The sequence below is a fragment of the Bdellovibrio sp. HCB274 genome (assembly GCF_047306075.1).
Taxonomy (GTDB): domain Bacteria; phylum Bdellovibrionota; class Bdellovibrionia; order Bdellovibrionales; family Bdellovibrionaceae; genus Bdellovibrio.
In genome coordinates this window covers 1,863,294-1,879,744 of the sequence record NZ_CP178623.1, presented here as the reverse complement: position 1 = coordinate 1,879,744, position 16,451 = coordinate 1,863,294, and the positions used below count along the sequence as shown (strand labels likewise).

Below are 16,451 nucleotides of genomic sequence, written 5' to 3'. Positions count from 1 at the left end.
AAAATTACCCTAGTGGGGATAAGCCCACACCTTCGAATGAGTTTTGCTTCAATTTATCCATCACACGAATCACATCGCCATAATTGGTTTGTGCTCCGGGACGAACAACACTTGTTTTTAGCTCTGGCCATTGCGCCTTCAAAGCCTGCAGGCGGTTTTCCAGCTTAGCCAGATCCACGCCCTTGGATGATCTTGCAATACGCTCTTCCAAAGTTTTAGATTTCGGAATATCGCGCAAGGACAACTGCATGCTGCCATCTGCTTCCATCGTCACCCAAAGGGACGGGGGGTTAACAGCGCCTGCTGTGGAGTTGTCTCCGATAGCCTGCTTCGTATCCAATGTGCCGATTTGCAACCAAACTGCCGTCAAAAGCAAAAAGCAGATGAGTACAGAAAGGATATCCAGAATCGGCAGGATATTGAGTTCGAAGTTTAATTTGTCGTCAGAACCTGATGATGCGCTCATAGAGCCCTCTCACGTTTAAATTAAAATTACTTAAGTGCTTTTTCTTTTTTGTCGGATACTGGGGAATATGCGTAACCCAGCTGAATGAACAGGTTCAAAGCACCTTTATTCAGGTCCTCCGTCAAACGAGCCGCTCTGTTTTGAAGAACCGCGTACATGATCAAGGCAGGAACCGCTACGATCAAACCGTAAGCTGTTGTATTCATCGCCAAAGAGATACCTTGAGAAAGGATCGCTGCTTTTTCAGCGGGATTCGCATTAGCGATACCGGCGAAAGAGTGGATCAAACCCGTGATTGTACCTAATAGACCCAATAGAGTTGCAACGTTGGCAAACATCGCCAGGAAACCGATGCGTTTTTCAACACGGCTGGATTCCTCAAGAAGAACCTCATCCATTTTAAGCTGGATTTCCTCTTTACCACCCATATCGATCGCAGCTTGGATACCTGCAGAAGCCACAACACCCAATGGTTGAGTCATACCCAACTGCATTGAACGGCGTAGAGCCTTATCAAGATTGCCTGACTTAATATCGTCAGCGATTGTTTTAGAGATATCCTTTTGATTTACCTTGCGATTCATGAAAAGCGCGACAGAGCGCTCAGCAATAATAGCTACTGATACGATCTGAGCAGCCAAAATAGTCCACATCCAGATAGCATCTCCTGAAGTAAAACCGCGACCAAGTGACATTAAAAATTCCATGTGTAATCCTCCGGGTTAAAAGTTTTCCCGCAAGATTACGAGCAAGGCCTACGCCAGTTAAAAGGCGGTTGTAGTGGTTTTGACAGGTTTTTTGCGCCTAATTTTGTCACAGGTGACGTTTTGGGGCGTCCACTTGGGGAACACCTTAATGCGAGTGAATTTTCGCGAAAAGCCCCAAATAGGGTGACTTCAAAATAAAAAAAGCCAACTTTTGACGTTGGCTTTTCACTGAATTAAGAGACTGTTGTCAGACTATTCCAGATGAGTTCTTTGCATAATGCTGCGATCGCATTTTCCAGTGAAGGCGTGGTCTTTAGCGCGCTCTTTGGGGGCATTTTCAAAGAAGCGACGAATACCCGGAACATTCACGGAAACCATCTGCGCCATTTGGGCTTCAGAAGGGTTGTGAGTCGTGCCCATTTCAAACAGCAATGACCAGATACCATGCTTCCAGTATGCGTAATCCTCGAATGCACCATCTGCCGCGTAAAGCATGTCTTTAGAGTTACCTACATCATAGCCACTTTCAACGACAGCATCTTTGGAAAGTTGAATGAAAGTGGAATCATCCTTCGTCATCACATCACGAGTGGAAAATCCCCACGGATAAAGAACTGCCGGCCAGTGAGTGTGCAAAGTTGCAGAGCTGATGATATTTTTTTGCTCAATAAAATCAGCCAATGCCTTTGTCGCTTTGGATTTAAAGGGCTTCCCCGTGATGCAAGGGCCTGGATAGTCGCGATTCTGATCGACCGAATTCATTCCGCCGACGCGCTCATAGCGGGAGCGGCTGTTAAAGCCCGGAATATTCAGAACGGGAACAACATAGACCGTATGACCTTTTAGAGGATTTTTAGCAAATGCGTCTGCGGCTCCCATGGCTACCGCAGTGGAACCGTATTCATTGCCGTGGTGAGTACCCACGATCAGGTTTGCTCTTTCTCCATCACCGATTTTCAGACCGATGATATTCTGACCGGAATCAGAAGGCCCAAGGTCAACCAGTTGAGTTGTTGTGGGATTGGCCTGCTGAATCTGCTGCAAAGTTTGAATCACTGTTGCATAGTTCGTCACAGGGGCATTCGAAGGGGACACTAAGAGGGAAAAAAGTAGTTCTAGCATGAATACCACGATGCGGACTGGGCGCTAGACTTGTCAAAAGACTATGCCAGTTCCAAACTAGAACTGGACTTACAGCTGTGAGTGATTAGACACGCTAATGTTAAGAGATCGTAGCGAACTTTCGCACGTATTCAATAACCGAAGACTTAAATTCCTCTGGCAATCCCACGAAACGCAAACCTGCATAACCATCATTGCCGATGTAAACGACTTCACACGTTGTCGTGATAGTCTGATATAAATTCGGACTGGTTAGAGTCGCAAAGAACTTTTGCCCGATCTGCAGGCTGTCGGCATCGTTGATACCCAAGCCGCCTTCACTGATCGAGATCACCCGGCATTTTATGGATGCTGCATTTTCAGCCGGTTCAAATTCCAAAGTTCCCACGATCGGAACACGGGGATGCGATCTGCGGCTGATACCCAAGTCATCGACGACTTGTTGAAGGGCGTAAACTTCCTTCCAGGTGCGACCGCCATCCGTGGAGATATCCACTTGCGAGAGATCCGTCATTTTTTTAAGTTGAGCGATCATTTCAGAATAAATCACCGGAGTCTTGGCAGCCTTGCCCTCGATGCGAGTCAGCCAGGTTTTATTCTGATCAGATGTGGCGGTTGCTGGCGGCATGCTTTTAAGTTTGGTGCGCCATTTGGCAGGGGATTCCCATTCACCCTGACCGCGGCCCCAGATTGAAACTTCTTTCATGGAAGCTATTTGGGATTCAATGTCCTCTGGCTCAAACGGCCCTGTCACTTGTCCTTCATTTAGGATAAACCAAATTTTCGACATTCCCAAGACACCCTTCTGAAATCTGTATTGCCTTTATTACAGCGAAAGGTATATCACTTTGTCTAGGAGATTTACGAATGAAGTACATTATCGCAGGGACTGATCGCCCGGATTCCAAAACACTGAAGTTGGCCCATTATGTTCAAGGGATTTATCATGCCCAGGGCGAGGCCGTTGAAATTATCGACTTGGTCGAGGTGAAGGAACACTTGCACACAGGACCTCATTACGGAAAATCTCATTCAGGTCTGCAACCGTACCTGGATAAACTGGTGGCCTCCGAAGGGTTGATCGTTATTTGTCCTGAGTACAACGGCTCCATGCCCGGTGCCTTGAAGTACTTCATTGATCATATGAAGTTCCCAGAAACTTTCGAATATCGTCCGGTGTGTTTCATTGGCTTGGGATGGATGTTTGGTGGACTGCGCCCGATTGAACACTTGCAACAGGTGTTTGGATACAGAAATGCCTTTATTTATCCAGAGCGAATCTTCATCATGAATGCTCCGAAAGTTTTGAATGACCAAGGCGAGCCGCAAGATGAAACCATCAAGCAGTTACTTGTGAAACAGGCGACGGGGTTCCGAAACTTTGTTTCGGCTCTGTCTGCATTCAAAATCGACGCGAACTCAGTTATTGCGTCAAAGAAGTCGTAGTTGCCGAAGCGGGCTGGCGGTTGTCAGCCACGTGTTTATCAGTCAATCGAACTTCAAAATAGATCAGCCCTATCACGATTAATACCGCCAAAGCCCATTTAGAGTGGGCTATGGTGCGCAGGATAGGATTTTTAAGATCAGATCGAAACATAAGTTTACTCCCTGAACCTCCATTTTCCGCCATCGCACAAAAAGAAGGCAACTGAAGAAGCCGTAATGTGAAGTGCTGCGTTACGAACATACGTCCGGCTACTGACAAGAGGTTTGTCTTTCCCTACACTTAGGTTTTCCACTTAAAGGGAGTTGCGCTATCGAACACCAGGACCATGGTCGTAAGAACACCAATTTGGCTATGCTATCGCTCGCAGCATTGGGAATTGTATTCGGTGATATCGGTACCAGCCCGCTGTACGCCCTTCGCGAATGTTTCGGCGGCGAGTACGGACTCAATGTCACTCCTGAAAATGTCATTGGCATTCTATCTCTAATTTTTTGGACTCTAATTTCTGTTATCTGCGTAAAGTACATGGCCTTTGTCATGCGTGCGGATAATAAAGGTGAAGGCGGCATTCTTTCTCTGATGGCGCTGGCTGTGCGCAGTCAACATACGAAGGATATTACTCAGCGCCGTTGGGTGATGACGATTTTGGGGCTCTTCGGTGCAGCTTTGCTATACGGGGACGGTGTGATCACTCCCGCCATTTCGGTGCTCTCTGCGATGGAGGGATTAAAGGTCGTTACCAATCAATTTGATCCATACATCATTCCCACGACGATCTTTATTATTAATGCCTTATTCCTGATGCAAAGATACGGGACCGGAAAAATTGGTGTCGTCTTTGGTCCGATTCTGATGTTGTGGTTTACAACATTGGGAGTTTTGGGAGTCATGGGGCTTATCAGTAATCCCCAAATTCTTGAAGCACTGTGGCCGCATCATGCTGTGGAATTCTTCTTTAGAAACGGAGTTCACGCATTCCTGGTTTTGGGTTCCGTGGTCCTTGTTGTAACGGGCGGAGAAGCTCTTTATGCGGATATGGGTCACTTTGGAAAAACACCGATTCGCATGGCTTGGTTCTTTGTCGCATTGCCGGCGTTGGTGTTAAATTACTTCGGTCAGGGCGCCTTGTTGTTATCTGATCCGACGACCATCTCCAATCCTTTTTACCTGCTGGCTCCCAAATGGGCGATCATTCCGATGGTCTGCCTAAGTACATCAGCTGCTGTTATTGCATCCCAAGCTTTGATTTCCGGGGTTTTCTCGATCACTCGCCAGGCAATTCAGCTGGGTTTTTGCCCGCGTCTTAACATCGTTCATACTTCCTCACAGGAAATCGGCCAGATCTATATTCCTGCAATCAACTGGTCGCTTTTCATCGGTGTCGTTTGGTTGGTGTTAACATTTAAAACCTCCAGCAATCTTGCTGCCGCCTATGGTATTGCTGTGACCGGAACCATGGTGATCACGACGATTCTGGCCTATGAAGTGGCCCGCCAAAAATGGAACTGGAGCTTCTTTAAGGCGTTCAGTATTTTCGGTGTGTTCTTTATTATCGATGCCGCGTTCTTTGCAGCGAACGTTCACAAAATTCCACATGGTGGTTGGGTGCCGTTAGTGATCGGCGCTGTTATTTACATGCTGATGACCACCTGGCAAAAAGGCCGTCAGGTCTTGTTCCGTCGTCTGAAGGAACGCTCGATGGCAACAGAAGACTTTATGTTAAAGCTTCTGCGGGAGCCGCCGATTCGTGTTCCTGGAACAGCAATTTACATGTCCGGGGATCCTTGGGGTGTGCCGGCACCTCTACTGCATAATTTAAAGCACAACAAAGTTTTGCATCAGCGCGTGGCGATTCTAACCATTCAAACGCGCGAAGTGCCGTTTGTTTCCAAGAAAGATAACATCTCCATTCAGGAGATCGTTCCAAATTTCTATCGCATCCTGGCTTATTACGGTTTCATGGAAACGCCTAAGATGAAGCACATCCTGGAAGCGTGTCGCAACAAGGATATCAACTTCAACGTCCATGAAACCACGTTCGTATTGGGACGCGAGACTATTATCGCCACCAAAGGCGGGCCGCCTCGTCCGGATGAGCCGCATATGTCTCACTGGCGCGAACGTCTGTTTGCCGTGATGTCCAAAAATGCGCAAAGACCGACGGCCTTCTTCCGCATCCCACCAAATCAGGTGATCGAAGTGGGTATTCAGGTCGAAATCTAATTCAAACTGATGGCGAGGCCGAGGACTTAAGTGGCTTCTCGGTCCCCAGCAGTTTTTCAATTTTTACCCGCGCCTGCATTCCATCCTGGTAACCGATTTCCAAAAGTGTCTGAGTATAGTTTTTCTCAAACAACAGGAAACTCGAAAGCTCCGCAGATTCCTCCAGACTTCCCAATCCCCGCAAAAGATAGCGAATCATGCGCGGTAATTCGTGCGCGTGTTTCGCTGCGATTTTTGAGAAATCCTCCGACGGGGAGATCCACAGTACATCAATCGGTTTTAGCAGCAGATTTTTGCGGTCATCGGCGGTGATTTTACTCAGAGCCAGGTTGATCCGCTCGATGCGCTCAATATCAAACTCAAGACCATCGCTCATGATGGCATGAAGTAAGACACTCGCTACACGTGCCACACTGGGCTCCTGCGCAGGCGCGGTTTCGTGCGAAGAATAGCAGACCTCCTGCTGGCGCCGGACCCCGATGGCCAGAATGCGATCCGCACCCATGTAAATGGCGGGAGCGCAGGGGCTGAAGTTCCGGATCGACCCATCCCCGTAGTATCTGGAATCCACTGCAGTCGGCGGGAACAAAACCGGAATCGCCGATGAAGCCATGATGTGATCGACGGTGATTTCGGACCGGACGGCTTGTCTTCGTACTCTTTCCCATAATTTAATCTCCGTGCTTCCTTGAATAAAGGTGACTGTTGATGATGAATGAAAGTCCAAAGCGGAAATGCCGACACCGTGAATTTCACCGGCATCGATTCTTTTTTGTATGTTTTCAAAAGAACAGTTTTTTTGAATGAGTTCCCGTAGGGGTTGTGTACTAAGCAGCGATTTTCCTGGAGTGCGCTTCATGCCACCACTGGATAAATCCATCAGCCAGTGAAAAGCACCCTTGGTGATCGAGTAGGGATCCGAGATAAAAACATCCTGGCTTCTTACATTGCTCCACAGTTTATCCAGGGCCCCACAGCCGGCGTGAAAACCTTCCGGGTGAGAGATCAGGCCACAGGTGTTCACGGCCCCTGCGCTGATGCCTGTGTAGATTTTAAAAGGATTGTCGATTGAAAGTTTTTTGCAGATTTCAGAAACTGCCAGCAACACGCCAACCTGATAAGCACCTCGTGCGCCGCCACCTGAAAGTACCAGGCCTAGGTTTGACATAGATACCGACTCCTTTTGGACTTGCGAGTGGGAGGAGACACTGCGAAAATGTATACAAGACGAGGTTGTGATAGTGACTTCAAATTTGCTATCCCACTCTATTTGAAAGAGCGCTGACCTCGCTAAGGGAGCCTACGGCTCCCTTCTTTTTTTTCTCACTCACAAAGTTCTATTCTTAAATTCCTCTCGCTCCGCCCGGCGTTCTGCTTCCAGTATTTCAGATAAATGGGTGCGTCGATCTTTTACGGTGCGATCAATTCTATTTAAGTAGGTCGCAAGATGATGAAAGAGCTTTTCTGTTTCCGAGTCTGTCTCCAGACGGCCTTCTTCCTCTTTAATTTCTTCAATCAGACGATCGATAATAAAAAGTGCCGCATTCAGGTTGGTGCCGATGTCGTGCAGGAATTCTGTCTCTCTATATAATTCACGATTCTCTTTCATCGGTCCCCCTTGGTGGAATTATGAGAACTCGGGGAGGCGTACTCAACATGTAGCATTACAGCCGCAGGCAACACGCTGCGTGGAAAAATTATAAGCCGCTTCTGGAGCCAAAATGAGCTTCCCTTGAGTCGATTTATCCAAATCGATTCTGCTTAGTTTTTAAGCTGAAACGCGTCTTCTCCGCGGAAATATTAGGTTATTGTTAAGAAATGGTATTGAAATGGGACCAAAGTACTGGCACTTTCATTGCTTATATTCAATTTGGCTCCATTTTGGGACCAGTTGGTGCTCCAGATGAAATCGTAGTGAATGTGAAACGAAAGACATCTGACAAGCAACCGACATTGAATTTTTGGCAGCGGAATTTTTAAAACGTATTAACGATTAACAAAAGAAAACGAAAAGGGGAGCAATTAGGTGAAAACACAAATTCTTTCATCACTAATTTTGGCTGGTTCTTTGGTAGTAGCAACTGCTCACGCTGAAGAATCTCAATCTGCAAACACAAGCACAGTTAAAGTAACTGACGTTCAAAAAAAGGACGAGCAAGCTAAAGGTGACTTGGATCAGGAAATCACGAATGCAAAAATGCGTGCTGAATCCGGTTCTAAATCCAAAGTTTCTATCGCTATGGATTTGACTTACAACGGTGGTAATCTTGAAGATCCATTTGGACCAATTCGTCCAAACTATGCGGGTGTTTCTGGTGCTGATTCTAATACATCTTTGTCAGCTGATATCGCGGTTGCTTACCGTTTGTCTGCTCGTGACTCTCTTCGTTTCGGTGCTGGTGCCAACATCGATACTCCACTACAAAACAACTCCGAAGAGGCAACAAACCAAAATGGTAACAGAAAAGCTTCTGTATCCACTCCGTATGTTTCTTGGGGTCGTTCTTTCCGCGCAATGAACTTGCAGCAATCGGTTTCTGTTGGTGGTTACTACTACACAACTCCGTACATGACTGAAGTTTACAAAGCTAATTCATCTTTGTCTGCAAGCTGGACTGTATTGGGTGAAATCCCAAATACAAACTGGCAGCCAGGTCTTAGCTTGTCTCTAAGCTATGTATTCTTTGATGACGGTGCTAACGCGGGTGATACAGCTTCTAGCGGTGGCGCTGGTCGTTCTGATTACTCCATCGGTTTGTTCCCATTCGTAGAATACGCGTTCAACGACATGTTCTCATTCAGAACTGTATTCCGTCCATCAAGCTTCGATCACTACCGTAACGACGACGCGACGACTTTCGACCACAACATGTGGACTCAATCAGTAGGTCTTGGTATCGCAGTTACTCGTGACTTGTACTTGTACCCGAACTTCCAGTTCGCTCCAGAATACGCTCAAGCAGACACTACAAACGTAGGTATCTCTGCTACAATCAACATGTTCTAATAATTGGATCTTATCCTGCGAAAGCAGAATTGGATTTGGTTCTTAAGAGTAAACTGTGAAGATAAGTTAAAATTCCAGTAGAAAAAGGCAGCTGTTAAAAGCTGCCTTTTTTATTTTCAGCATGCGAACAATGTGTTTGTTTTCACTTCCGCAGCGGAAATGAAATTGACAACCTTGAACGCGGTAATCAAAAGTCATCCTTACCGATAAGAGGTGCGCATGAAAATCGATACAGCAACGAAGATGGACTATTTGAAATTGATAGAAATATGGGAAGCTTCAGTCCGTGCGACCCATGACTTCCTGAGTGAGGAGAATATTCAGACGCTGAAGCCACTGATCCTTGAACACTATTTTGATGCAGTAGGCTTAAGAGTTGCCAAAGATGATTACAATGAAATTGTCGGATTCATTGGAGTCGCGGACCAAAATATTGAAATGCTTTTTATATCACCGGTTCATAGAAAAAAAGGAATTGGTTCGGTTTTGCTTAAAAACGCAATTGCTACTCAGGGAGCTACGAAGATTGATGTTAATGAACAAAACCCGGATGCAGTTGCCTTCTATAAACATTTGGGTTTCAGTCAGGTTGGGCGCTCTCCACTTGATGGGCAGGGTAACCCATTTCCACTATTGCATATGGAGCTTAAGAAAAACAAAAAAGGCAGCTTATAACAGCTGCCTTTTTTTATTCGTGAACAAAGAATGCCGGTGCATTTAAGGCGCGATCAATCGCGAAAGCGCAATTAATTAAACCCACGTGACTGTAGGTCTGCGGGAAGTTTCCCCATTGGCCATCTGAATCCACATCATAGTCTTCGCTCATAAGACCGACATGGTTCTGAGTTGCAATGACCTGCTTAAGCAATTTCTCCGCCTCATGGGCGTGTCCCAAGCTTGCCAGAGCTTCAATGTACCAGAAGCTACAAACCAGGAACGCTGACTTTTGCAAGCCGAAATCGTCGGTGTGTTTGTAGCGCAGTAAAAATCCTGGCGAAATTTCCAGCTCTTTGCGAATGGCTTCCAGATGATCCAAAGCTGCGCCGGGTGTTTTGTTCTTAAAATAACCCAGAGTAATCAATTGAAGCATACTTGCATCCATCTCGTCGGTTCCAAGGGCCTGCGCGTAGGCTTTCTTTGATGGTGAATAGGCTTTCTCAATCAGGCTTTCCGCATGACGAACAGCTTTTTCCGCACGCGATAACAAGTCAGCATCGTTGATCGATTTAGCAATGGCTTTCGCGGCAAGGCTTCCGGCCCAGTGAAACATCAACGAGTAAGTATGAACTGACTGCTTTCCGCGGAATTCCCATACACCGTTGTCGGGCTCTTCCATGTAGCGTTCAACGTGTCTCAAAATAGATTTGATAATTTGTGGCGAGGAATTTTTTACGTTCAATCGCTCATCAGTGTAAAGTCTGAAAAATGTCAGAAGCACTTGTCCATAGACGTCGTGTTGAATCTGACTTCCTGCCTGATTGCCGACGCGAACCGGAGCATTTCCCAAATATCCTTTCAGGTCCTCGATAACCTCCGTCATCTCAGGCGTGCCATCGATGCGATAGCAAGGCTGTAAGTTCGCAAGATTATCAACATCAAGATTTTCGATGTAATTCGTATACTTTCTCATCTCTTCAAAGTGCCCCAAAGAATTCAAGGCGGAAAGAGTGTAGTAGGTATCTCGTACCCAACAAAATCTATAGTCCCAATTGCGACCTTCCTGATCAATTTCCGGCAGGCTTGTGGTGCAGGACGCGATGATGGCACCAGTGTCTTCATATTGGTGAAGTTTCAAAGCAAGTGCAGAACGAATCACTTCTTTTTGAAAAACGCTTGGAAGATGACAACGCTCCACCCACGTTTTCCAGTATTTTTCAGTTCGTGTGAAGAAATCTTCAAATGTTGTTTCAAGCGGTGCTTCAAAAGGAACGCCCCAGCTTAATACAAAATAGATTTCATCATTCACTACGAATGATTTTTCTTCGGTGAGATAACTAATTGGTGCGTTTGTTGTGAGTCGTAAAGGCTGCTCAAGACCTTCGTAGCGAATGTGATTGCTGCCAATAAGACGATTTGGAATTATTTTTCCGTAATCACCCACGGGACGACATTTTACATTAATGCGTGGTTGGCCAGAGAGCTTTTTAACTTTGCGAAAGAGCATCAAGGGTTTATGATATCTTTCATAGAGATTAAATCTCGGCGCAAAGTCTATCACTTCAAATGCGCCATCCTCTGCTTCAAATTGAGTGCAGAGAATATTTGTGTTCTTGATATATTTCTGTGTGGATTTAAATCCCGCAGATGCTGGTTTGATTGAAAACTCTCCACCTTTTTCGTCATCTATCAAGGAACCAAAAATAAAACTTGAATCGAAACGGGGCCAGCACAACCAACTGATGTTGGCTTCTTGATCCACCAGGCCTGTGTATGCGCAATTGCCAATAAGGCCCATGTTATATCGGTGTGAATGTAACGGATTGGTATTAACGGACATGTTCAATCCTTTCGTTGTTCGCTGCCATTTATCCTAAAGGAGGAATTGATGATATCAAAGTCCAAAAGAATCTTCGTTAGCAATCGTTTGCCATTCAATATGAATAGCAAAGGTGAACTGAAAAGGGGAAGCGGTGGACTGGTATCAGCCTTGATGGGTGTTTGTCAGAATGAACCTTTTGCGTGGTTTGGATTTGAAACTGATGCATCGCATGCGGCGAAAATTCCCGAAGAGGCGCGCAAGATTCTACCGCATTTGGATTGTTATCCTGTCGTGCTTTCAAAAGATAAGTACGACAAATATTATAACGGTTTTGCGAATGATATTATCTGGCCTCTCTTTCACTATGAAAGTCATCTTGCGAACTTCAATAGAAAAAATTGGGAGCAATACAAGGACGCCAATAAATTAATGGCGCAGGAGATAGCGAAAGTTGCCACCCCTGGAGTCACCGTCTGGATTCATGATTTTCATTTTATGACTTTGCCCGAGTATCTGCGTGAGCTGGTGCCGGATATTAAAATCGGATTTTTTCTGCACATTCCTTTTCCAAGTGCCGAACTTTTCAGACAGCTTCCGGTTCGCGAAGAAATTTTGCGTGGGCTTCTGAGTTGTGATCTGGTGGGATTTCATGAGCATTCTTATTTAAGACAATTCGTAGTCAGCCTGAAAGCCTGCCTGGGCGTTGATTCCTCTTTCTTCCGTGCCGAGTATAACGGTCGTACCACGCATTTTGGTGTTTATCCCATCAGTATTGAAGGTGAAGAGATTAAAGAAAAATCCCGCTCCGAAGCGGTTCTGCAAAAAGTGGAAAATTACAAAAGCAGCGGCAATGCCCCGTTTATGATTTTGGGAATTGATCGCCTGGATTATACCAAGGGATTGGAATTAAAATTAAAAGGCTTGCAAGCAGCACTCCGCAAGTATCCTGACCTGGTAGGACAGGTTTCGCTAATGCAAATTGCAATTCCCACGCGTGAAAAAGTTCCTGCCTACATGAAAATAAAAAAAGAAGTCGATCAACTGGTCGGAAATATCAACGGAGAGTTTGGTTCGCCCAGCTACACTCCGGTTCACTACGTTTTTAATTCTGTTTCTGAAACTGAATTGCTGGCCCTGTATCGTCATGCAAGCTCTGTTCTGGTAACCAGTAAACGTGACGGTATGAACCTGGTTGCGATGGAATATGTCATGGCGCAGGATCTGCAGGATCCGGGAGTTTTGATCTTAAGTGAATTTGCGGGCGCTGCATCTTTGTTAAGTGACGCTTTGATCGTAAACCCTTGGGATGTGGATGCCATCGCCGATGCCATTCATCAGGCTTATTGCATGGACATGGAAGAGCGAAATAGTCGCATGGAGCATCTGCAGGAAATTCTCTCCAGATATTCTTCCAGCAAATGGGCGCGGGGGTTTTTAAAAGAACTAGAGAGTGTGCATCAGGTGATGCGCTTTTCACCTAAAGTTTTAAAACCTTCCAGGAGCACCTGGTCTGACGAATTTAATAAGCAGCTAAGTCAGGGACGCTTGAAAATCCTGATCGATTATGATGGCACGATCGTACCGATAGCAAAACGACCTGAACAAGTGGTCTTGATGGAGGAAACCCGCGATCTTTTAACAAGATTAAGCCAGCAGGCCGATGTCTATGTTATCAGCGGTCGTACGCGGGAATTTTTGGATGCGCAGTTAAAAGGAATGAATCTGGGTTTGATTGCAGAGCATGGGGCTTTTTACCGCGAGCCTAACGGAGATTGGGTGAGTCGTATTTCAACCGATGTTCAATCGTGGTACCCGCATGTCGAGCGCATCATGAACGATTACTCAGAAAGAGTGCCGTTATCCTTTGTTGAAAAAAAGAAGGCGTGCCTGGTCTGGCACTTTCGATTGTCGCCGACGGATTTCGCCTCTTTTCAGTCTAAAAAGCTTGATGATGAGTTGCAGGTGGGTATGGCTAATGAGCCTGTCACAATCAGCATGGGAAATAAAATTGTCGAGGCCAAAGCCGTCGAGTGCAATAAGGGTAACTTCGTTCGTTGGCTGATGAAGGAAAAAGGTCCAAATAGCACGATCGTATGCTTGGGGGACGACCGAACTGACGAAGATATGTTTGTGGCGTTGGGTAAATCCGGAATCTCCATCAAAGTGGGAGATGGTGCGACGGCAGCCAGAAATCGCCTTAAACAGCAAACTGACGTTGTGCCGTTTTTAAAAGAGCTGATTCAGTTCGTAAATGAAAACGCCGAGAATGACCTGGATGTTTAAAAAAAAGGAGGGGAAACCCTCCTTTTTAAATATTTAAAGCTGAGCCGTCGCTGTTGCGGCCGTAGACGGCAGCAAAGGTAATGGATCGATCGGTCCGCGGTTTTTGCGGATTTCAAAATGCAAGTGAACTCCGGTAGCGCGTCCTGTGCGGCCCATCGCTCCGATAACTTCACCTTTACGAACTTTTTGACCTTCAGAAACCAGAATCTTATCGAAGTGAGCGTACAAAGTCGCCCAGCCGTCGCCAGACTCGATTAGAACCATTTTTCCGTAACCTTTGAACTCACGACCTGCATAGATAATTGTACCGCCCTGGGCAGCCAATATCGGCGTTCCTTTAGGGGCTGCCAAATCAATCCCCAAATGAGGTCTGCGTTTGTTAGGTAAAAATCCGCGAGTCATGCGCGCGCTATCGACAGGCCAATCAAAGGATCTTTGATCAAAAGAGTGGTCGCCGATTGTCAGGGGTTGATCAGACGCCATTTCGCGTCCACCTGAAAACGAGCCGGTTGTCAGCTCGCGCGATAAAGGTGTGTGATAAGTCGAGCAGGACCCTAATAGTCCTGACGCGAATATGCATCCTGCAAAGTTAACTAGTTGTTTCCATCCTGGTGTCATGTCTCAACTATAGCCCACAAGGACTCGTATCCAAAGGACTTTTTGCCTTTCAGAGGTATAAAAAGCGACAGAAAAGATACGGTGCAAAATGCCTATTTTTGAGTCATTTAGGTGAGTTGGCAAAGCTCAGTCCCTGACAGGAATAGAGCTTTATCTCGACCAATAGCTAGGTGTTAGTAGATAGGGAAGTGCTTGCACATTTCTTTCACTTCACTGTGCACTTTGTTTTTTACATCGGCGTTGTCAGCGCTGTTCAAAACCTGCGCAATCCATTTGCCGATCTTCTTCATTTCTGAAGTTCCCATTCCACGCGTCGTAAGTGCCGGCGTACCAACGCGGATACCACTTGTGACAAACGGAGAGCGTTTTTCATTCGGAACTGTGTTTTTATTCACAGTGATACCGGCTTCATCCAATGCGATCTCTGCCACTTTACCTGTGATCTCGCGATCAGATAGATCAATCAACATCAAGTGATTGTCTGTGCCACCAGTCACAAGTTTGAAGCCCTGGCTTAGAAGTTCTTCAGACAATGCTTTCGCATTGTCGATCACTTTTTGGCTGTATTCTTTAAATTCAGGTCTCAAAGCTTCACCGAAAGCCACAGCTTTTCCAGCGATCACGTGCTCCAATGGACCACCCTGAATGCCTGGGAAAATGCGCGAGTTCATAAGCTTCGCTTTTTCTTCGGAGTTTGTCAGAATCATACCACCACGAGGACCACGCAAAGTTTTGTGCGTCGTCGTTGTTACATAATCAGCGTACTCAGCCGGAGACGGGTGGTGCCCCGTCGCAACAAGTCCTGCAAAGTGAGCCATGTCGACCAAAAGATCTGCGCCCACTTCAGTCGCGATTTCTTTAAATTTTGCGAAATCCAAAACACGTGGATAAGCCGAGTAGCCTGCGATGATCAATTTTGGTTTTGTTTCTTTGGCAACGGCACGAATGGTGTCGTAATTGATACGACCCGTTTCAGGATCCAATTTGTAAGAGGCTGCTTTAAATAGCATCCCTGAAAAATTCACCGGAGACCCGTGAGTCAAATGTCCACCGTGAGACAAGTCCATACCCAGGATTGTGTCGCCAGCTTTGCAGGCAGCCAGATAAACACCCATGTTAGCTTGGGAGCCCGAGTGCGGTTGCACGTTCGCAAAACCCATGTTGAAAAGTTTTTTCGCGCGCTCAATCGCCAGGGATTCCACTGTATCCACGTTAACACAACCACCGTAGTAGCGTTTGCCTGGATAGCCTTCGGCGTATTTATTCGTAAGAATAGAGCCTTGAGCTTCCATCACAGCTTTTGAGGTGTAGTTTTCAGAAGCGATCATCTCAAGACCATACTGCTGGCGTTCAGATTCTTTTTGAATAACGCCAAAAACTTCAGGATCAACTTGAGAGAGAGACAAAGACGTAGAATGCATGTGAAAACTCCGTTCGGGGGTATTTCGGAATATTAGTTGTTAGCTGCGTTGCTCGGGCGTCGGCGTACCAGAAGTACGCCTTCCTGCTCGCGCCTTGTAAAAACTAATATTGCGAAATACAGGTGTAATTGAATTATTGCCTGCGTTGAGGGAATTTAAAAGTCTCAACAACCAGTGTCGGTGGCCAATTTGTCCACGCGGGTTTTGTGTCGGCCGCCTTGGAATTTGGTTTTCAAAAATTCCTGCACCATTTTTATTGCAAGATCCGGGGCGGTAAAACGCGCACTTAAAACCAGGATGTTTGCATTATTATGTTCCCGTGAAAGACGGGCGATGTCTTCATTCCAGCACAAAGCCGCACGGATCTGTGGGTAGCGATTCGCACGAATGGCCATACCTTGTCCCGAGCCGCACACCAAAATACCAATTGCCGGGCCATCGATAGGATCTACCGTGCCGGATTTTTGATTAAGAATTTCAACCTTGGTCATTTCCTTACAAACCTTGTCGGCATAGTCAGGATAATCGACAGAATCCGCAGTTAAAGTTCCCTGGTCCTGCCACTCAACATTCTGAAGTGCAGCCATCACTTTAACTTTCAAATCCAAACCAGCATGGTCGCTACCGATATAAATAATCATGATAAATTCCTTGAAGTCGTACGAAGTAAAAAGCCCC

16 protein-coding genes are annotated in these 16,451 nt (G+C 46.1%); 5 read left to right on the top strand and 11 right to left on the bottom strand.

The genetic code is table 11. The annotated features are described in order from the left end of the window. Nucleotides 1-4: 4 nt before the first annotated feature. From ACLWNV_RS09210 to ACLWNV_RS09195, 4 genes are all read right to left on the bottom strand, one after another. Nucleotides 5-466 carry an ExbD/TolR family protein gene (locus ACLWNV_RS09210; RefSeq protein WP_413584075.1) on the bottom strand — a complete coding sequence of 154 codons (462 nt, stop codon included), beginning with the start codon at nucleotides 464-466 and terminating at the stop codon, nucleotides 5-7. Between the two features lie 26 nt (nucleotides 467-492). After that, the gene (locus ACLWNV_RS09205) at nucleotides 493-1,173 is read right to left on the bottom strand and encodes a MotA/TolQ/ExbB proton channel family protein (protein WP_413584074.1); all 681 of its coding nucleotides are present in this window, start codon (nucleotides 1,171-1,173) and stop codon (nucleotides 493-495) included. Between the two features lie 252 nt (nucleotides 1,174-1,425). Continuing rightward, nucleotides 1,426-2,247 (bottom strand): M14 family zinc carboxypeptidase, encoded by an 822-nt coding sequence (locus ACLWNV_RS09200; RefSeq protein WP_413584073.1) that lies wholly within the window; start codon nucleotides 2,245-2,247, stop codon nucleotides 1,426-1,428. A 148-nt stretch (nucleotides 2,248-2,395) separates the two neighbouring features. Continuing rightward, nucleotides 2,396-3,085, bottom strand: coding sequence for a PilZ domain-containing protein (locus tag ACLWNV_RS09195; protein WP_413584072.1), 690 nt, complete (start codon nucleotides 3,083-3,085; stop codon nucleotides 2,396-2,398). A gap of 77 nt (nucleotides 3,086-3,162) precedes the next feature. Here ACLWNV_RS09195 and ACLWNV_RS09190 point away from each other — a divergent pair, with 77 nt between their 5' ends. Beyond that, nucleotides 3,163-3,741 (top strand): NADPH-dependent FMN reductase, encoded by a 579-nt coding sequence (locus ACLWNV_RS09190; protein WP_413584071.1) that lies wholly within the window; start codon nucleotides 3,163-3,165, stop codon nucleotides 3,739-3,741. Here ACLWNV_RS09190 and ACLWNV_RS09185 read toward each other — a convergent pair. Continuing rightward, the gene (locus tag ACLWNV_RS09185; protein ID WP_413584070.1) at nucleotides 3,719-3,892 is read right to left on the bottom strand and encodes a hypothetical protein; all 174 of its coding nucleotides are present in this window, start codon (nucleotides 3,890-3,892) and stop codon (nucleotides 3,719-3,721) included. The genes ACLWNV_RS09190 and ACLWNV_RS09185 overlap by 23 nt on opposite strands. Before the next feature lie 201 nt (nucleotides 3,893-4,093). On the opposite strand from ACLWNV_RS09185, the gene ACLWNV_RS09180 reads away from it, so the two are divergent. Then, nucleotides 4,094-5,965 (top strand): potassium transporter Kup, encoded by a 1,872-nt coding sequence (locus ACLWNV_RS09180; protein ID WP_413587632.1) that lies wholly within the window; start codon nucleotides 4,094-4,096, stop codon nucleotides 5,963-5,965. Nucleotide 5,966: 1 nt separating this feature from the next. Here the strand turns inward: ACLWNV_RS09180 and ACLWNV_RS09175 are convergent, their stop codons facing one another. Continuing rightward, a complete protein-coding gene (locus ACLWNV_RS09175) occupies nucleotides 5,967-7,133 on the bottom strand; it encodes a patatin-like phospholipase family protein (RefSeq protein ID WP_413584069.1) in 1,167 nt (388 codons plus the stop codon). 159 nt (nucleotides 7,134-7,292) lie between these two features. Further along, nucleotides 7,293-7,574 (bottom strand): hypothetical protein, encoded by a 282-nt coding sequence (locus ACLWNV_RS09170; protein ID WP_413584068.1) that lies wholly within the window; start codon nucleotides 7,572-7,574, stop codon nucleotides 7,293-7,295. Between the two features lie 417 nt (nucleotides 7,575-7,991). Between ACLWNV_RS09170 and ACLWNV_RS09165 the strand changes: the two genes are divergently transcribed. Both ACLWNV_RS09165 and ACLWNV_RS09160 read left to right on the top strand, forming a co-directional pair. Continuing rightward, a complete protein-coding gene (locus tag ACLWNV_RS09165; RefSeq protein WP_413584067.1) occupies nucleotides 7,992-8,972 on the top strand; it encodes a hypothetical protein in 981 nt (326 codons plus the stop codon). A gap of 219 nt (nucleotides 8,973-9,191) precedes the next feature. Further along, entirely contained in the window at nucleotides 9,192-9,647 is a 456-nt protein-coding gene (locus ACLWNV_RS09160; RefSeq protein ID WP_413584065.1) for an acetyltransferase, read from the top strand. Nucleotides 9,648-9,660: 13 nt separating this feature from the next. Here the strand turns inward: ACLWNV_RS09160 and ACLWNV_RS09155 are convergent, their stop codons facing one another. Then, nucleotides 9,661-11,469 (bottom strand): glycoside hydrolase family 15 protein, encoded by a 1,809-nt coding sequence (locus tag ACLWNV_RS09155; protein WP_413584064.1) that lies wholly within the window; start codon nucleotides 11,467-11,469, stop codon nucleotides 9,661-9,663. A 48-nt stretch (nucleotides 11,470-11,517) separates the two neighbouring features. Here ACLWNV_RS09155 and ACLWNV_RS09150 point away from each other — a divergent pair, with 48 nt between their 5' ends. Continuing rightward, nucleotides 11,518-13,734 (top strand): bifunctional alpha,alpha-trehalose-phosphate synthase (UDP-forming)/trehalose-phosphatase, encoded by a 2,217-nt coding sequence (locus ACLWNV_RS09150; RefSeq protein WP_413584062.1) that lies wholly within the window; start codon nucleotides 11,518-11,520, stop codon nucleotides 13,732-13,734. 33 nt (nucleotides 13,735-13,767) lie between these two features. Here the strand turns inward: ACLWNV_RS09150 and ACLWNV_RS09145 are convergent, their stop codons facing one another. From ACLWNV_RS09145 to ACLWNV_RS09135, 3 genes are all read right to left on the bottom strand, one after another. Continuing rightward, nucleotides 13,768-14,352 (bottom strand): M23 family metallopeptidase, encoded by a 585-nt coding sequence (locus tag ACLWNV_RS09145; protein WP_413584061.1) that lies wholly within the window; start codon nucleotides 14,350-14,352, stop codon nucleotides 13,768-13,770. Between the two features lie 173 nt (nucleotides 14,353-14,525). Beyond that, entirely contained in the window at nucleotides 14,526-15,773 is a 1,248-nt protein-coding gene (gene glyA, locus ACLWNV_RS09140; protein WP_413584060.1) for a serine hydroxymethyltransferase, read from the bottom strand. Between the two features lie 164 nt (nucleotides 15,774-15,937). Beyond that, nucleotides 15,938-16,414, bottom strand: a complete 477-nt coding sequence (locus tag ACLWNV_RS09135; protein WP_413584059.1) for an RpiB/LacA/LacB family sugar-phosphate isomerase — start codon at nucleotides 16,412-16,414, stop codon at nucleotides 15,938-15,940. Nucleotides 16,415-16,451 lie beyond the last annotated feature (37 nt).

Bases quoted from the DNA above. Each gene is read 5' to 3' on its own strand.
- ACLWNV_RS09135 (WP_413584059.1), bottom strand. From the start codon at position 16,414: ATGATTATTTATATCGGTAGCGACCATGCTGGTTTGGATTTGAAAGTT.
- ACLWNV_RS09175 (WP_413584069.1), bottom strand. From the start codon at position 7,133: ATGTCAAACCTAGGCCTGGTACTTTCAGGTGGCGGCGCACGAGGTGCT.
- ACLWNV_RS09185 (WP_413584070.1), bottom strand. From the start codon at position 3,892: ATGTTTCGATCTGATCTTAAAAATCCTATCCTGCGCACCATAGCCCAC.
- ACLWNV_RS09145 (WP_413584061.1), bottom strand. From the start codon at position 14,352: ATGACACCAGGATGGAAACAACTAGTTAACTTTGCAGGATGCATATTC.
- ACLWNV_RS09210 (WP_413584075.1), bottom strand. From the start codon at position 466: ATGAGCGCATCATCAGGTTCTGACGACAAATTAAACTTCGAACTCAAT.
- ACLWNV_RS09170 (WP_413584068.1), bottom strand. From the start codon at position 7,574: ATGAAAGAGAATCGTGAATTATATAGAGAGACAGAATTCCTGCACGAC.
- ACLWNV_RS09180 (WP_413587632.1), top strand. From the start codon at position 4,094: ATGCTATCGCTCGCAGCATTGGGAATTGTATTCGGTGATATCGGTACC.
- ACLWNV_RS09205 (WP_413584074.1), bottom strand. From the start codon at position 1,173: ATGGAATTTTTAATGTCACTTGGTCGCGGTTTTACTTCAGGAGATGCT.
- ACLWNV_RS09190 (WP_413584071.1), top strand. From the start codon at position 3,163: ATGAAGTACATTATCGCAGGGACTGATCGCCCGGATTCCAAAACACTG.
- glyA (WP_413584060.1), bottom strand. From the start codon at position 15,773: ATGCATTCTACGTCTTTGTCTCTCTCTCAAGTTGATCCTGAAGTTTTT.
- ACLWNV_RS09160 (WP_413584065.1), top strand. From the start codon at position 9,192: ATGAAAATCGATACAGCAACGAAGATGGACTATTTGAAATTGATAGAA.
- ACLWNV_RS09155 (WP_413584064.1), bottom strand. From the start codon at position 11,469: ATGTCCGTTAATACCAATCCGTTACATTCACACCGATATAACATGGGC.
- ACLWNV_RS09150 (WP_413584062.1), top strand. From the start codon at position 11,518: ATGATATCAAAGTCCAAAAGAATCTTCGTTAGCAATCGTTTGCCATTC.
- ACLWNV_RS09195 (WP_413584072.1), bottom strand. From the start codon at position 3,085: ATGTCGAAAATTTGGTTTATCCTAAATGAAGGACAAGTGACAGGGCCG.